At 70.7% G+C, this 14638-nt stretch carries 10 protein-coding genes and 2 pseudogenes; 7 read left to right on the top strand and 5 right to left on the bottom strand.

The features are described from left to right. Nucleotides 1–52 precede the first annotated feature (52 nt). The 3 genes and pseudogenes from ACIGYR_RS05620 to ACIGYR_RS05610 all read left to right on the top strand — a co-directional run bounded on the left by ACIGYR_RS05620 (nt 53) and on the right by ACIGYR_RS05610 (nt 4501). Nucleotides 53–1278 (top strand): annotated as a pseudogene (locus tag ACIGYR_RS05620) (cytochrome P450). A gap of 192 nt (nt 1279–1470) precedes the next feature. Then, nucleotides 1471–2460: an aldo/keto reductase gene (locus ACIGYR_RS05615; RefSeq protein ID WP_399601537.1), complete on the top strand. Its 990-nt coding sequence runs from the start codon at nt 1471–1473 to the stop codon at nt 2458–2460. Nucleotides 2461–3253: 793 nt separating this feature from the next. Next, complete coding sequence (locus ACIGYR_RS05610) at nt 3254–4501, top strand: MFS transporter (protein ID WP_399602328.1); 1248 nt, start codon at nt 3254–3256, stop codon at nt 4499–4501. A 19-nt stretch (nt 4502–4520) separates the two neighbouring features. Here the strand turns inward: ACIGYR_RS05610 and ACIGYR_RS05605 are convergent, their stop codons facing one another. The 4 genes and pseudogenes from ACIGYR_RS05605 to ACIGYR_RS05590 all read right to left on the bottom strand — a co-directional run. After that, on the bottom strand, nt 4521–5252 hold the full coding sequence (locus tag ACIGYR_RS05605; protein ID WP_391837480.1) for a metallophosphoesterase: 732 nt from the start codon (nt 5250–5252) through the stop codon (nt 4521–4523). Continuing rightward, complete coding sequence (locus ACIGYR_RS05600; protein WP_399601533.1) at nt 5249–5527, bottom strand: hypothetical protein; 279 nt, start codon at nt 5525–5527, stop codon at nt 5249–5251. Before ACIGYR_RS05600 ends, ACIGYR_RS05605 begins: the two co-directional genes overlap by 4 nt. Then, nucleotides 5524–6213: a hypothetical protein gene (locus tag ACIGYR_RS05595; RefSeq protein ID WP_391837484.1), complete on the bottom strand. Its 690-nt coding sequence runs from the start codon at nt 6211–6213 to the stop codon at nt 5524–5526. The genes ACIGYR_RS05600 and ACIGYR_RS05595 overlap by 4 nt, the downstream gene beginning before the upstream one ends. Before the next feature lie 103 nt (nt 6214–6316). Then, nucleotides 6317–7452, bottom strand: a pseudogene (locus ACIGYR_RS05590) (APC family permease); the annotation flags it as partial. Nucleotides 7453–7610: 158 nt separating this feature from the next. On the opposite strand from ACIGYR_RS05590, the gene ACIGYR_RS05585 reads away from it, so the two are divergent. From ACIGYR_RS05585 to ACIGYR_RS05570, 4 genes are all read left to right on the top strand, one after another. Next, nucleotides 7611–8756, top strand: a complete 1146-nt coding sequence (locus tag ACIGYR_RS05585; protein ID WP_399601530.1) for a PP2C family protein-serine/threonine phosphatase — start codon at nt 7611–7613, stop codon at nt 8754–8756. A gap of 396 nt (nt 8757–9152) precedes the next feature. Continuing rightward, nucleotides 9153–9911 carry an NPP1 family protein gene (locus ACIGYR_RS05580; protein WP_399601527.1) on the top strand — a complete coding sequence of 253 codons (759 nt, stop codon included), beginning with the start codon at nt 9153–9155 and terminating at the stop codon, nt 9909–9911. Nucleotides 9912–10750: 839 nt separating this feature from the next. Continuing rightward, nucleotides 10751–11617, top strand: a complete 867-nt coding sequence (locus ACIGYR_RS05575) for a class I SAM-dependent methyltransferase (RefSeq protein ID WP_399601524.1) — start codon at nt 10751–10753, stop codon at nt 11615–11617. Then, nucleotides 11617–12327, top strand: coding sequence for a GNAT family N-acetyltransferase (locus ACIGYR_RS05570; RefSeq protein ID WP_399601521.1), 711 nt, complete (start codon nt 11617–11619; stop codon nt 12325–12327). Before ACIGYR_RS05575 ends, ACIGYR_RS05570 begins: the two co-directional genes overlap by 1 nt. 713 nt (nt 12328–13040) lie before the next feature. Here ACIGYR_RS05570 and ACIGYR_RS05565 read toward each other — a convergent pair. Continuing rightward, entirely contained in the window at nt 13041–14396 is a 1356-nt protein-coding gene (locus tag ACIGYR_RS05565; protein WP_399601518.1) for a hypothetical protein, read from the bottom strand. Nucleotides 14397–14638 lie beyond the last annotated feature (242 nt).

The following is a 14638-nucleotide window of genomic DNA, read 5'->3' as shown; positions in this document are numbered from 1 at the left end:
GGTCATGCCCAGTACTCCGACCGACCGACCCTGCCCTGGGAGGCACGTCACGATGACGACCGGTACCGAAGCACCCCGCATCGCCCTGGATCCCTTCGTCACCGACCTGGACGCCGAGAGCGCGGCGCTGCGCGCGGCCGGTCCGCTCGCCGCCGTCGAACTCCCGGGCGGGGTCCCGGTCTGGGCCGTGACCCGCCATGCCGAGGCCAAGGCGCTGCTCACCGATCCCCGGCTGGTGAAGGACATCGGCGTGTGGGGGGCGTGGCAGCGCGGCGAGATACCCGCGGACTGGCCGCTGATCGGCCTGGCCAACCCGGGCCGCTCGATGCTCACGGTGGACGGCGCCGACCACCGCCGGCTGCGCACCCTGGTCGCGCAGGCGCTCACCCCGCGCCGGGTGGAGCGGATGCGGGAGCGGATCGAGAAGCTCACCCAGGACCTGCTGGACGCGCTGCCCGTGGGCGACGGGACGGTGGACCTGAAGGCGGCGTTCGCCTACCCGCTGCCCATGTACGTCATCGCCGACCTCATGGGGATCGAGGAGGCGCGGCTGCCCCGGCTGAAGGTGCTGTTCGAGAAGTTCTTCTCCACGCAGACCCCGCCGGCGGAGGTCGTCGCGACCCTCACCGAGCTCGCACAGATCATGGCCGAGACGGTGGCGGCGAAGCGGGCGGAGCCGGGCGACGACCTGACCAGCGCGCTGATCCTGGCCTCCGAGGACGGCGACCACCTCACGGACGCGGAGATCGTCTCCACCCTCCAGCTGATGGTGGCGGCGGGCCACGAGACGACGATCTCGCTGATCGTCAACGCTGTCGTCAACCTCTCCGCCCATCCCGAGCAGCGCGCCCTGGTGCTGTCGGGCGGGGCCGACTGGTCGGCGGTGATCGAGGAGACGCTGCGGTACTCCACCCCACCTCGCACGTGCTGATCCGGTTCGCGACCGAGGACGTGCCGGTGGGCGACAAGGTGATCCCGGCCGGGGACGCGCTGATCGTGTCGTACGGGGCGATCGGCCGCGACGAGAACGCGCACGGGCCGACCGCCGGGGACTTCGACGTCTCGCGCGAGACGAAGAACCGTCACATCTCCTTCGGTCACGGTCCGCACGTCTGCCCGGGCGCCGCCCTGTCCCGGCTGGAGGCGGGGGTCGCCCTGCCGGCGCTGTACTCCCGGTTCCCCGCCCTGGACCTGGCGGTGCCGGCCGCCGAACTGCGCAACAAGCCCGTGGTCACGCAGAACGACCTGTTCGAGCTGCCGGTGCGGCTGAATCCGTAGTGCCCGCCCGGAGCGCGCTTGACTTCGAGAGCGCTCCAACTCGTAGCGTCGTGGACATCGCGCAGGGCTTGGCGCCCGGCCTCCCGCACGGGATGCCGGGCGCCGGAATCCGTCGCTAGATGGAAGAAGGCCCTTGCGCCCGGGCGCACCGCCCGGGACGACGACGAACGAGCGTGCACGAAAGGACCTCCCATGCAGAAGCGCAGCCTGCGGGACCTCCAGGTATCGGCCATCGGCCTCGGATGCATGGGGATGTCCGCCTTCTACGGCTCCGCCGACCAGGAGGAGGGGATCGCGACCATCCGGCGCGCCCTCGACCTCGGCATCAACTTCCTCGACACCGCGCAGGTCTACGGCCCGCTCACCAACGAGTCGCTGGTCGGCGAGGCGATACGCGGACACCGCGACGAGTACGTGATCGCCACGAAGTTCAACTACCGGATGGACGACGCCGTCCCCGGCGACATGAGCACGATCGGCCAGCAGGACGGCTCCGCCGAGCACGTGCGCAGCTCGGTGCACGGCTCGCTGGAGCGTCTGGGCACCGACCACATCGACCTGTACTACCAGCACCGGGTCGACCCGGACGTGCCCATCGAGGAGACGGTCGGCGCGCTGGGCGAGCTGGTCGCCGAGGGCAAGGTGCGGTACATCGGGCTGAGCGAGGCGAGCGCGGAGACCATCCGGCGCGCGAACGCCGTCCACACGATCACCGCGGTGCAGAGCGAGTACTCCCTGTGGACGCGGGACGTGGAGGCGGAGGTGCTGCCCGCCTGCCGGGAGCTCGGCATCGGCTTCGTGCCGTACTCGCCGCTCGGCCGCGGTTTCCTCGCCGGCCGCTTCACCTCGCCCGACGAGCTGGACGAGAACGACTTCCGTCGCGCCAACCCCCGCTTCACGGACGACAACCTCAAGGCGAACCTGCGGCTGGCGGCGAAGGTGAAGGAGATCGCCGCCGAGAAGGACGTGACGCCGGCCCAGCTGGCCATCGCCTGGGTGCTGGCCCAGGGCGAGGACCTGGTGCCGATCCCGGGCACGAAGCGGCGCACCTACCTGGAGCAGAACGCCGCCGCGGCCGACATCGTGCTGACCGCGGAGGACCTGGCCCACATCGACGCCGAGCTGCCCGAGGTGGCCGGTGAGCGGTACGACGAGGCGGGGATGCGGGCGGTCAATCGTTGACCGACGGCCGGCCCACCACCGGAGCGGGGGAAACGGTGGCCGATCACGCCCGAGCGGGGGCACGGTCACCGGTCACGCCCGAGCGGGGGCGGTGACCGATCGCACCGGAGGGTGACGGGGACACGGTGACCGGTCATTCCCCGGCGGGGGCACGGTGACCGATCACACCGGAGGATGACCGGGACACAGTGACCGGTCATTCCCCGGCGGGGGCACGGTGACCGATCACACCGGAGGATGACGGGGAGCACGGGCGCCGCCCGCCGTCCGTGCTGTCGCGCACGGCTGACACGCCTCCTTCGGCACTGTCGCGCACGCATGACACGCCGGCTTCGGCGCTGTCCCGCACGGACGACACACCTGCTTCGCCGCTGTCCCGCACGGACGACACACCTGCTTCGGCGCTGTCCCGCACGGACGACACTCCTGCTTCGCCGCCGTCGCCGGGTCCGCCGCCCCGCGCGGAACCCGGACCCGCAACGGCCGGGACAGGGTCTGTGAGCAACCCCACGCCAGGGTCAACTGCCCTATGCCCCGGCCGATTTCGGGGCCGTGGGAGCGGGACGGTGGAAGCGCCGGAACCGGCTCCTCCCTCCGGTCTGTCACCATGGTCGACGCCCCGACCAGGCGGCCCGGCCGTGCAGCGCAGCCGGCCCGACGGGCCCCGCCGGTCCCTTACGCCTCCCCCGGTTTCGAGTACCCCGACGTGCCCTTTTCCTCTGCCCTGCCCACAGCCATGCCCACCACCGCCCCGGCCTCACGTTCGCCGTGGCGGTCCCTGCGGTACCGGAGCATGCGCTGGTGGTCGGCGGCGAACTTCGTCTCCAACGCCGGTACGTGGATGCAGCTCACGGTGCAGAACCTGCTCGTGCTGCAGATCACGGGCTCGGCGGCCGCGACCGGTCTGTCGATGTCCGTCCAGGCGGCGCCCGCGCTGTTCATCAGCCTGTTCGGTGGCGCGGCCGTCGACCGCTGGCCCCGGAAGCTGACGGTCGCGGTCAGTCAGGCCCTGCTCGGCGCGGTGGCCTTCACCACGGCGCTGCTCGTGGCGCTGGACCGGATCGACATGACGGCGCTCATGGTGCTGGCCGCCGTGACCGGCGTCATCGCCACCGTCGACGGGCCGGCCTGCGCCCTGCTCGGCAACGATCTCGTGCCCGTGGCGGACGTGCCGTCCGCGATCGGGGTGGGCGCCCTGGTGCACAGCGCGGGCCGGCTGGCCGGCACCGCCCTGGCCGGGGTGACCGTCGGTTTCCTCGGCACGGGCGCCGCGTACGCCGCCAACGGGGTGTCGTTCCTGTTCGTGGCCTCGGTGGTGCCGTTCCTGCGGCCGGCTCCCGGGGCCGGCGAGGAGCCGGCCGCCTCAGAGCGGGCCGTTCCCGCGGGCGCGGAGATGACCGTGCGGGAGGGCCTGTCCTTCTTCATGCGCAGGCCCCGCCTGGTCGCTCTCGCGGGCATCACCGGGATCAGTTCCGTCCTCGGCCGCAACTACGCCCTGACGCTCGCCGTCCTCGTCACCGGACCGCTGGCCGGGGGCGCCGGGGCGTTCGGCACGGTCTCCACGGTGCTAGCCGTCGGCGGCATCCTCGGCGCTGTCCTGGGCGCCCGGCTGCGCAAGCCGTCGGTGCGCACCGTGGGTCTGCTCGCGGCCGCGGGCGCGCTGCTCCAGGTGGTGGCGGGTCTGTCGCCGTCGCTGGCCGTGCTGCTGGTGCTGGTGCTGCCGATGGCGATCGTGGAGTCGGTCTCCGACACGGCCGGTACGGCCGTGCTGCAGACCGATCCGCCGCCGCACATGCGGGGCCGGGTGCTCGGCGTGTGGGGCAGCATCGGCACGGTGTGGAGCCTCGGCGGGCCGCCCGCGCTGGGGCTGCTCATGGAGTGGGCCGGTGCGCGCGGCGCCCTGATCGCGGGCGGGCTGCTCATCGCCGCCTCGATCGGCGGGGGTCTGCTGGTGCGTCGCCGCGGCGGACCGGTGTCGCTGACGCTCGCCGCGAAGAACGCCGAGGTGACCGGCCGCGAGGCCCTGGGCACGGCCGCCTGACGGGTCCGCCGCCCGGCGTTCAGCCGGGTCGACCGGGCAGGTGGTACACGTGGAACGCCTGTCCGATCACCGGCTGGGCGACGTTGCGCACGCGGACGCCCCCGCTGGTCATGCCGTGCTCGGTGCCGGCGTGGGCGTGGCCGTGCACCGCGAGGTCGGCGCCGCCGGTGTCGATGGCCTCCGCGAGCAGGTAGCTGCCCAGGAAGGGATAGATCTCCGGCGGCTCTCCCGCGAGGGTGTCCGGGACCGGCGAGAAGTGGGTCAGCGCGATCCGTACGTCGCAGTCCCGCTCCTCCAGCTCCTTCAGGGCGCCGTGCAGCCCGTCGGCGCACCGGCGGGTGTACCGGACGAACTCCTTCATGAGCGGTTCGCCGAACTCTCCGGCGCAGCGGCCGACGAATCCGCCGCCGAAGCCCTTGGTCCCGGCGACCCCGATCCGGGCGCCGTCGGCGGTGACGACGGCGGACTGCCCTTCGAGGACGTGGGCGCCGGCGTCGCGGAGGATCGCGGTGACCTCCTCGGGACGCTCGTCGTGGTGGTCGTGGTTGCCGAGTACGGCGACGACGGGCAGGCCGAGGTCCTTGATCTCCCGCGCGACGACCGCGGCCTCCTCCGGTGTGCCGTGCCGGGTGAGGTCGCCGGCGAGCAGCAGGACGTCGGCGCACTGGGGCAGGGTCTCGAAGGAGGGGCGCAGTGTGCCCTGGCTGTCGGGGCCCATGTGGATGTCCCCGACGGCCGCGACGCGGATCATGTCAGGTCCTCTCCGTGGTCGGGGGAGGCGGTCCCGGCGACGAGCAGGTCGCTGTGGACCGGGTGCCCCGCCAGTTCCTCTCGGGCCTGGCGCAGGATGTCGTCCCGGCACTGGGTGGACGGCACGGTGCCGGTGATCAGGACGGCGTCGCCGCGCAGTTCGAGCCGGACGCCGAGTTCCCCACAGTTGCCCGCGGCCAGGTGCTCGGCGAGATGGGCGACACGGTAGTCCAGGTTCCCTGCCGTCGGTGGGGGCGGTGGGCTGGTGTCGGTCATGGCTGCCCCTCCTGGGCGTCGATCACGTGCAGCCGTTCGAGGAGGAAGAGGAAGGCGGCGGGCATGGGCTGGTCGCCGCAGGCCGCGCGGACCACGTCCCAGTCGACCTTCTCACGGACGGCGCGGACGACCGGCAGGACCGACCCGAAGTCGCAGTAGTGCTCGGAGAAGGCACTGATCAGGCTGTGGATCAGGTCCGTCGGGCACAGGACGGGCATGAGCACCGAGTCGACCGGCAGGACATGGGCCCGGTCCAGCATGTCCCGGGTGACGGGCTGGTGGGCCAGCTCGAAGATGATGTCGACGTTCTGCCCGTGGCAGGTGGTCTTCAGCAGCCAGTCCTCCGGCGGAACCCGTACGTCGAGACCGGCCTCGCGCAATGTGGTGGCCACCGCGCCGGCGTCGTCGGGGAGGATGGCGAAGTCGGCGTCGTGCTGGAGGTAGCGGCTGCCGCCATGGGCGTAGACGGCCACGCTCCCGGCGAGCGCGAAGGGATGGCCGGCGCGTTTGAGGATGGCCCCTATCCGCTTGGCTGCCTCCAAGATGGCCTGGCTGCGGTCCTGCGGCAGTTCCGTCGCCTCCACGGCGGGGGCGGACGGCTGACAACTCTGCCCGTCCGGGGCGAGGTGGAGTCCGGCGGCCTCCGGTCGCCGGAGGGGCGCGGTGTCCTCCCCGTTCTGCGTCATGACCTCTCCATTCGGCACCCTGCACCCCCGGCCGGCCGGGTCGGCCCCGGGGGCAGTACGGGTACCCGGCGCGCCGCCACCGACACGGGGCGCACCGCGAGCTTCACTCCTCGACGACGAGGGCCGGTGTTCCGGCGGTGAGGACCTGCCCGCGGAAGAAGGCCGGGTTGCGGCGCCGCATCACCAGCATGATCACCAGGCCGAGGAGGAGCAGGCCGACCCCGATGACGAAGACGGAGCCGACGCCGAGAACGGCGGAGCCGCTGCCGTAGGCCGGGTTCCACATGTCGTACAGCGTCTTGCCGAACACGGCGGTGAGCAGCAGGCCGCCGAGGACCGGGAAGAGGCCCTTGAAGAGGGCGTCGCGGGCGGAGCGGGTGAGGTCGCGGCGGAAGAACCAGGCGCAGGCGAACGCGGTGAGCGCGTAGTAGAAGCAGATCATCAGGCCGAGGGCGTAGATGGTGTCGACCAGGACGTGCTCGCTGAGCAGCGACATGACCGCGTAGAAGACCCCGGTGGCGACGCCGGCGGTGACGGTGGCCCGGCCAGGAGTGCGGAACCGCTCGTGGACGCGCGCGTAGGAGGGGGGCAGCGCCTGGTACGTCGACATGGCGAGGACCGTGCGGGCGACCGGGATGAACGTGGTCTGGAGGCTGGCGGCGACCGAGGCGAGGACGGCGGCGAAGAGCAGGATGCCGAGTGCGTGGCCCATGACCGGGCCGGCCAGGGCGGCGAAGACGTTGTCGGAGGTGTCCGGGTTGGCGAGGCCCAGCCCCCCGGTGCCGGAACCGACGGCCATCTGCGAGGCGACGGCGGTGGTCAGGTAGGAGCCGACCAGAACGACCATCGCGATGAGGGCGGCCCTGCCGGGCGTCTTCTCGCTGCCGACGGTCTCCTCGTTGGCGGTCAGGCAGGTGTCCCAGCCCCAGTACATGAAGATCGACAGGGAGAGGCCGGCGCTGAAGGAGGCGAAGGACTTCACCGCGAAGGGGTTCAGCCAGGACCAGGAGAAGTCGGCGTGGCCGGAACAGGCGCCGGTGGGGCCCGGTGCAGGGCGAGGACGACGAAAAGGGCGAGCACCACGAGCTGGAGTCCCACCAGCGCGTACTGCACGCCCTTCGTCGTCGTCATACCGCGGCAACTGATGGCGGTCGCGGCTGCGATCAGGCTGAGACAGGTCAGGATGTGGACGGCCTTGTTGCCGTCGAGGTCCGCGACCGCGCCGCTGCCGCTGATCTCGCGAACGAAGGCAAAAGCGATCAGTGTCCAATACACGAGAATCGAAGAGTCGCCCGGAATGCCCGATTCCAATTCTTCCCGTGTGACGTGCGCCGCTTCCGCCGTCGCGCTTGCACGGCGAGTGGCCGCCCGACCGGTCACGGCGCACCCTGGAAGGCATGACACCCCGGCTCCGGCGCGCGGGCCAAGTGCAGCCGTGGCAGTCGGCACACGCGCTGCTGCTGCTCCCCGTCGCGCTCATCGTGGTGATCACGGTGGTGGACCTGCGCACCCCCACCGACATACATCTAGGGCCGGCCCTGGTGATCGCGCCCGCGCTCACCCCCTCCTTCGCCGGCCCCCGGACCACGGCGGGCATCGGCGCGCTGGCGGTCATGGCGCAGATCTTCATCGGCATCCACCACGGCGGGATCGGCACGACGAACCACATCGTGCAGATCATCACCCTCTCGGTCCTCGTGGTGCTCACGATCCTGTACAGCGCCCTGCGTGAGCGCCGGCAGGCCCAGCTGGCGCAGGTCCGCACGGTCGCCGAGGCCGCGCAGCACGTCCTGATGTGGCCGCTGCCCGAGCAGATCGGCACGCTGCGGATCGCCTCGCTGTACCTGGCCGCGGAGGACGAGGCACAGATCGGCGGGGACCTGTACGCCACGACCCTCAGCGACGGCGCCGTACGCGTCCTGATCGGTGACGTCCGCGGCAAGGGCCTGCCCGCCATCGGCGAGGCGGCGCTGCTGCTCGGCGCCTTCCGGGAGAGCGCGCACCGGCACAAGCAGCTCGCGGAGCTGGCCACCGCGCTGGACCAGAGCATCACCCGCTACGCGGCGGAACTGGACTCGCCGGAGGAGGCGGGCGAGCGGTTCGCCACCGCGCTGCTGGTGGAGATCCCGAACCGCGACCCCGTCACCCGGATGACCAGCTGTGGCCACCCGCCGCCGCTGCTGCTGAGCCCCGGCCATGTCGTCACGGTGCCGAGCCTGCACCCGTCGCCGCCGCTCGGGGTGCACAGCGGCGCCGAGCACACGCTGGACGTGTTCTCCTTCGAGCCGGGTGACACGCTGCTGCTGTACACGGACGGGGTCGTGGAGGCCCGCGACGAGCGCGGCCGGTTCTATCCCCTCGTCGACCGGGTCGCGCGGTGGACCGACGACAGCCCCGAGGCGCTGATGCACCACCTGCGGCGCGATCTGCTCGCCCACGCGGGCGGCCGGCTCGGCGACGACGCCGCGCTCATCGCCCTGCACCGCACCCCCGCCGACCGCCGCCGGCACCACGGCCGCGGCGACATGACCCACCAGAAGTGAGCACCCGGCACAGGTGAGCGTCCCGGTCGGCTGAGCACCGGGCCCGGGCGACCCCGGCGTGGATGACCCCGGCATGGATGACCCCGGCATGGATGAGACCGGCATGGATGAGACCGATGGAGGAGACTCAGGCGCGGATGAGACCGGCGCGATGACGCCGGCGCGGAGGAGACCCCGGCGCGGATGACGGCTCCGGGGCGAGTGAGGCCCGGGGCGGGTGAGGCCCGGGGCGGGTGAGCGGTGGGCACGGTCCGCGCGCGACGCCACGCCGTCACGGATTCCGGTCGTGCCGGCGTCGGCGTTCAACCGACCTTGCGGCAAAGTTCAGTTCAGAGGGTGGCCCGCCCCGCCGGGGCGTTGCGAGAATCTGCGGCGCCTCGACAACAGGGAGCCCCCGTGCGTCACTTGCCCTCCGCGCTCGCCGCCGCCCTCGGCGCGCTCGCCCTCGTCCTCACCGTGCCCGCCACCGCCGACGCGAGCGTCCTGCACCTGCTGCCACAGAACGCCGACGGTCTGGAACAGACCTTCTCCCCCGCCTACGACTACGACGGCGACGGCTGCTACGCCACGGCGGCCATCGGCAGCGACGGCGCGCTCAACCCCGGCCTGAAGCTCGGCGGCGATGTCAACGGCCACTGCCACGACTCCGCACAGCTCGCCAACGCCAACACCTACTCGCGCGAGAAGTGCGACAACGGCTGGTGCGCCGTGATGTACGCCAGCTACTTCGAGAAGGACCAGGCGACCCTCGGGCCCGCGGCCATCGGGCACACCCACGACTGGGAGCACGTCGTGGTGTGGATCAAGGACGACACCGTCCAGTACGTCTCGGTCTCCCAGCACTCCGGCTACCAGGTGGCGGCCCGGTCCGCGGTGCGTTTCGACGGCACCCACCCGAAGGTCGTCTACCACAAGGACGGCGTCTCCACCCACTGCTTCCGGTTCGCCAACTCGAACGACGAGCCGCCGGAGAATGCCACCGGCGGCTGGTTCTACCCGCGTCTGGTGGGCTGGAACGGCTACCCCGCGGGCTATCGCGACAAGCTGCTGAGCGCCGACTTCGGCGCGGCCACCATCAAGATCGGGGACGGCGACTTCCAGTACGCGCTGGCCCATTCCATGCCGTCGGGCATCCCCTTCGACCCCGACGCCTGACGGCGGGCGCATCCGCCCGCTCCGGAACTACTGGTGAAGAGGCAGCGTTCGGACCTTGCGCTATTCGGCCACTCGCCGAGCGTGGCCACGCGCTATGACTCGCGCCCCTACGTCTTTCGAGGCACCGTTTCGGTGCTTCGATCCGTCTTGGCTCAAGCCGTCATCAGCCAAAGCGCAGGCCATCGGCCCGACTGTTCGCAGGCCGTTGTGATCCAGCAGAACAGGACTGCATAGTCTTCCTGGACGTCGCCGACGACCGTGCGCGGCAACGACCGCCAGCACCATCAGCCGCGTACGGTGCGCCAGGCCGGACGCTGGAGAAGGCGTCTCCTGGCGCTGGCCGAAGAGCTCGGGCCCGAGGTCTGCGAGTGGCTCTTCAGTGGCGCAGCCAGACCGTGGGCCTATGTGACAACCCGCATCCGCAACGTACTGAGCCACGGCTTCTCAGCCCTCGACGCAGTCCACGAAGATTCCGGGGCGCTCGCGGGCGCGTTGTACCTGACCGAGGCCGTCATCACTCTCCGGCTTCTCACCGAGGCCCGCGGGCCGCCACCTGCCCGAGGGTCACCTGGCGATCTTGGTTTGGGGTCTCCCGAAAGCCGGTCTCTGTCACGCCCCCGACCACAGCCGGTAACCCGCGAGCAAGGGCGCTGCCGCGTCTTGGCGTTCGGGTCGGGTAAAAGTGCAGGGCCTGCGGCAGTTCGTGAAGCTGATCTCCTCACACCTGCAACCTTCCATTCGTTCGGGTGGTTTGGTGCGCGTCATGTCCCGAGTTTTCCGTGGTCGGCCCACAGGCGGTGCGGCATGTTGAGGCGGTGGATTTCTTGGGGCAGGAACCGATGACCGATGCGGTGGGTGAGACGGCGCTGTGGACGCTGTACCACCGCTCCCTGGCAGCCCGCGATCCCGAATGCGGCCTGGCCGACCCCAAGGCCATCGAACTGGTCGAGGCCTTGGACTACCCGTTCGCGCAGCGCTTCGGCACGGACAACCGCGGATGGGCCCGGGGCATGGCGGTGCGGGCGCGGTGTTACGACCGTGAGGTGCGCGCCTTCCTGGCCCGGCATCCGCGCGGCACGGTGGTCTGTCTGGGCGAGGGGCTGGAAACGCAGTTCTGGCGAGTGGACAACGGCATGGTGCAGTGGCTGGGGGTCGAACTCGCCGAGTCGGCCGCACTGCGTCGCCGGTTACTCCCGGACACTGACCGGTGCCGGACTTTGACCGGTTGCCTCCTGGACGAGCGGTGGACGGGGGAGGTCGACGCCTCGGAAGGTGTCCTCGTCCTGGCACAGGGTGTGCTGATGTATATGGCCTGGGACCGTGTACGGGCCCTGTTGGAGGCGTGCGCAATGCGTTTGCCGCGGGCGCAGTTGGTGTTCGACACCCCACCGGCATGGTTCACCGCAGGCACCGTCCGTGGCTGGTTCCGCTATCCGGCCGGGTACCGGCCACCGCCGATGTCGTGGGGTATGACACCCGCACGGCTGCGCGAACTGCGGGCCTGCCCGGGGGTGGCCGCCGCGTTGCCGGTGCGCGTGCCCCGTGGAGCGGGCCTGTGGTGGGGCCGGGTGGCACCTGCGGTTGACCGTGTGCCCGGGCTGCGCTCGTACGGGCCCCTGTCCGTGACCCGCCTGCTCTTCGCACCCGTCCCCCACCCTGGCTGGCCAGCCACCGCCCAGCGGTCCCACACCCGCGAGGAGCGCTGATGACCACCCTTCCCGACAAAGCCGAGTACAGCTGCGTGAACACGCCCCTATCCGAGGCGCCGCCCCCGCCACCGACGTCCGTCCCGAGTACTCCCCTCGTGCCGGTGGAGGGAACCGTCCTGCGCCTGCGCGAGTTGGAACACGCCGACGCCGACGCCGTTCTGGACATCTTCGGCGACTCCCGCACCACCCGCTGCTACGGCTCCCAGCCATTGACCGCCGCCGGCGCACGTGCCGTGATCGACCACGCCTGCACGCAAGCCCGGCAGGACCCCCGTACCTTCTACCGGCTGGGCGTCGTCATCCGTGACACCGACGAACTCATCGGCACCGCCAAGCTCTCCCTCACCCCACCCTCCACCGACCAATTCGTCGCCTGCAACCACCGCGCCGCCGAGTTCGGCATCGCCCTGAGCCCCGACCACACCAACACCGGCCTCGGTGCGGAGGTCGGCTCGCTCCTCGCTGTCCTGGCCTTCGACCGCCTCGCCCTGCACCGCATGTGGTGCCTCCTGATGCCCACCAACACCGCGGCGATCCGCGCCCTGGACAAAAGCGGTGTATTCATTAACGAAGCGCGACTTCGGCACTTCGCGCACGTCGATGGCATCTGGCACGACATGCTCCAATACTCCATCCTTGAGGACGACTGGAAAGCACTGCGCCAGAACAGGCCGATCCGCGCGACGTGCAGCCCCACCGCGACCTGATGGCGGTCGTGCTGGTCCCCCGGGCACGTGGCGTATCTGGGCGTGTCGGGATCGGCGGCGGAACCAGCCGCGGCTCCTGCCCGGCTCGTGTGCTCCGGCTCAAATGAGGTGGCGGCCTGGACGCGGGCGGCTTGGGCGGCGGTCTTCTCGCGGGCGATGTCGTCGGCGCTGCACGTCCCGCACACGGACAGGTCACCGGCCGTTGGCACCTGGCTGTGCATGGTGGTCTCCTCCCACCGCCGGCCGGTGAACTTCCGCCCGCACCGCTTGCACACCGGCCACCCGGCCTTCCGCTCAGCGGCCCGGCACCGTTCTTCCTCCGCTTCGGCGCGGGCGGCATGGCGGCAGTGGAGAGCGTCGCCGTCGGGATTGTCGAGCGCGTCGGTCAGTGTCTGCTTGTCCGCGCGTCCCAGACGGCGCCACACAGCCGCCTGCGCGCCGTGCTTATGTTCTTCAGGGCCGCGCGCAGGCCCGCCGCTATGTCATCGGTCAGCTGCTGCGGATCAGCCTGGTCGGCGGCTGAGCAGAGTTCACCAATGCCGGACTTCCCTGGCTGCTGCGGGGTGGGAAGTACGGCAGATCGTTCCATAGGCCGGACTGCCGCTCGGTGTCCCTCCCTCGCACGGCTATCGCGTGCAGTCGCAGGAGCGATCCGGCCATGGCCCGGCGGCACTCGCCTGGGGCAGCCTCCGCCGGATCGTCCTGGGCTCAGATCAGGATGTGGCCGTTTCTGCGGCCCATGCGCGTTGTTCCGCGGCGAGGCGCGCTTCGTCCTCGGCGGTGTCGGTGCCGGCGGCGCGGTTGCCGTAGCCGCGGTGGACGACGAGGAGCTGGTTTTTGTCCCCGTACTTGTCGCGGTAGGCGATCACCGCGGGGCCCGCTCCGCTGGAGTGGGCGGGGAAGTCCTTGTCGGCACTCCAGCCGCCGTTGGTGGTGTAGGTGGCCCACCACAGTTTCTGGTCGTTGCCGCCGTGGCCGCGGTGGATGCAGTACAGCTTGCCGTCGAACAGGGCCAGGCCCGGCCCTTCCAGACTGTGATGGGCAGGCAGTGGGCGCTCGGTGCCCCATCCGCCGCTGGTGCTGTAGCTGATGTGCTGCAGGGCGGTGGTGTTGTTGCCGCGGTACACGCAGTGCAGCCTGCCGTCGTAGACCGCCAGGGCCGGGTTCGCCGAGGTACCGACGTTCAGCCTGACGTCGCGGGTCCATCCCGTGGACGGGGTCCAGGTGGTGTGCCACAGGTGCGCCGAGTCACTGCCCCGGTGGACGCAGTGAAGCTCGTTGCCGAACACCGCCAGGGCTGGGCCCACGGAGCTGGAGTGGGCACCGAGAGGGGTGTCGGCACTCCACCTTCCCGCGGCCGGGTCAAAGGTGGTGTGCCAGAGGTCCTTGTCATTGCCGCTGCCCCGGTGCACGCAGTGGAGCCGCCCCTCGAAGGAGGCCAGCGCCGGTCCACCTTCGCTCGAATGGGCCCCGAAAGGAGTGTCCTCGCTCCAACCCTTGTCGGGGTCGTAGACCGTCCACCAGAGCCTGGAGTCAGATGGTGAGCCGCGGTGGGCGCAGTACAGCTTGCCCTGGTGTTCGGCCAGCGCCGGGTTCGAGGCGCTGTGGTGGGCGGTGAACTTCTCGTCCTTGCTCCATTCCTCCCGGGTCTCGTAGACCGTCCACCACAGGCTGGTGTCCTCCTTGGGCTTGAGACTGATCGGGATGAGCATGCCCGGAGCGATCCAGGGGGAGACCAGCTTGCAGCCGTAGGTGTTGCCGACCTCCTTGATCCACAACGCCTTGATCTTGCAGTACGCCTCAACGATCTTGTTCATCGGCGACGGCAGCGCCTCTCCCGCCACGTCACCGATGAGTTCCGCGATGTCGCCCGCCAACGCGGCCGCCTCAGCGTTGAGGTGGATCTCAAAGCCCCACCAGAACGTCTTGACCGAGACGTCATAGCCCCGCGCGCCGAGCTCCTTTCGGGCCGCCTCCGCCTTGGCGACTTCCGCCTGTGACGGGGGTGTCGCCCGGCTGCCGTCCTCGAGGACACCGCTTTCCTGCACTGCTTGTTCTTCTGTCGCCATCCTGCGCTCCTGCCTGCTGTCGCAGCAGAGTCACAGCCCGAACCTGCCCCGCCCCATCGCAGACGGTCCAGGCCCTGTCCGCTGCTCACCTGTATCGTTCGCACGGATCGACACGCAACGTGCCTTTCTGTAAGCACACCGTAGCGATGCCCAGCTCAAGGCAAGGACGAGTCCCGCGTGACTGTCTCAAAGTGATTTGGGCGTGTTCGTGAGAGTGGGAAGTGGCCTATATAGAACATTTT

It is taken from the genome of Streptomyces sp. NPDC053076, assembly GCF_044546845.1.
Taxonomy (GTDB): domain Bacteria; phylum Actinomycetota; class Actinomycetes; order Streptomycetales; family Streptomycetaceae; genus Streptomyces.
Note: the sequence above shows the minus strand (reverse complement) of the source record. Positions and strands in the feature narration are given on the sequence as shown.

Excerpts from the sequence above, each read along its gene's own strand:
- ACIGYR_RS05615 (WP_399601537.1), top strand. The coding sequence starts at position 1,471 with ATGCAGAAGCGCAGCCTGCGGGACCTCCAGGTATCGGCCATCGGCCTC.
- ACIGYR_RS05605 (WP_391837480.1), bottom strand. The coding sequence starts at position 5,252 with ATGATCCGCGTCGCGGCCGTCGGGGACATCCACATGGGCCCCGACAGC.
- ACIGYR_RS05575 (WP_399601524.1), top strand. The coding sequence starts at position 10,751 with ATGACCGATGCGGTGGGTGAGACGGCGCTGTGGACGCTGTACCACCGC.
- ACIGYR_RS05585 (WP_399601530.1), top strand. The coding sequence starts at position 7,611 with ATGACACCCCGGCTCCGGCGCGCGGGCCAAGTGCAGCCGTGGCAGTCG.
- ACIGYR_RS05610 (WP_399602328.1), top strand. The coding sequence starts at position 3,254 with ATGCGCTGGTGGTCGGCGGCGAACTTCGTCTCCAACGCCGGTACGTGG.
- ACIGYR_RS05565 (WP_399601518.1), bottom strand. The coding sequence starts at position 14,396 with ATGGCGACAGAAGAACAAGCAGTGCAGGAAAGCGGTGTCCTCGAGGAC.
- ACIGYR_RS05570 (WP_399601521.1), top strand. The coding sequence starts at position 11,617 with ATGACCACCCTTCCCGACAAAGCCGAGTACAGCTGCGTGAACACGCCC.
- ACIGYR_RS05595 (WP_391837484.1), bottom strand. The coding sequence starts at position 6,213 with ATGACGCAGAACGGGGAGGACACCGCGCCCCTCCGGCGACCGGAGGCC.
- ACIGYR_RS05600 (WP_399601533.1), bottom strand. The coding sequence starts at position 5,527 with ATGACCGACACCAGCCCACCGCCCCCACCGACGGCAGGGAACCTGGAC.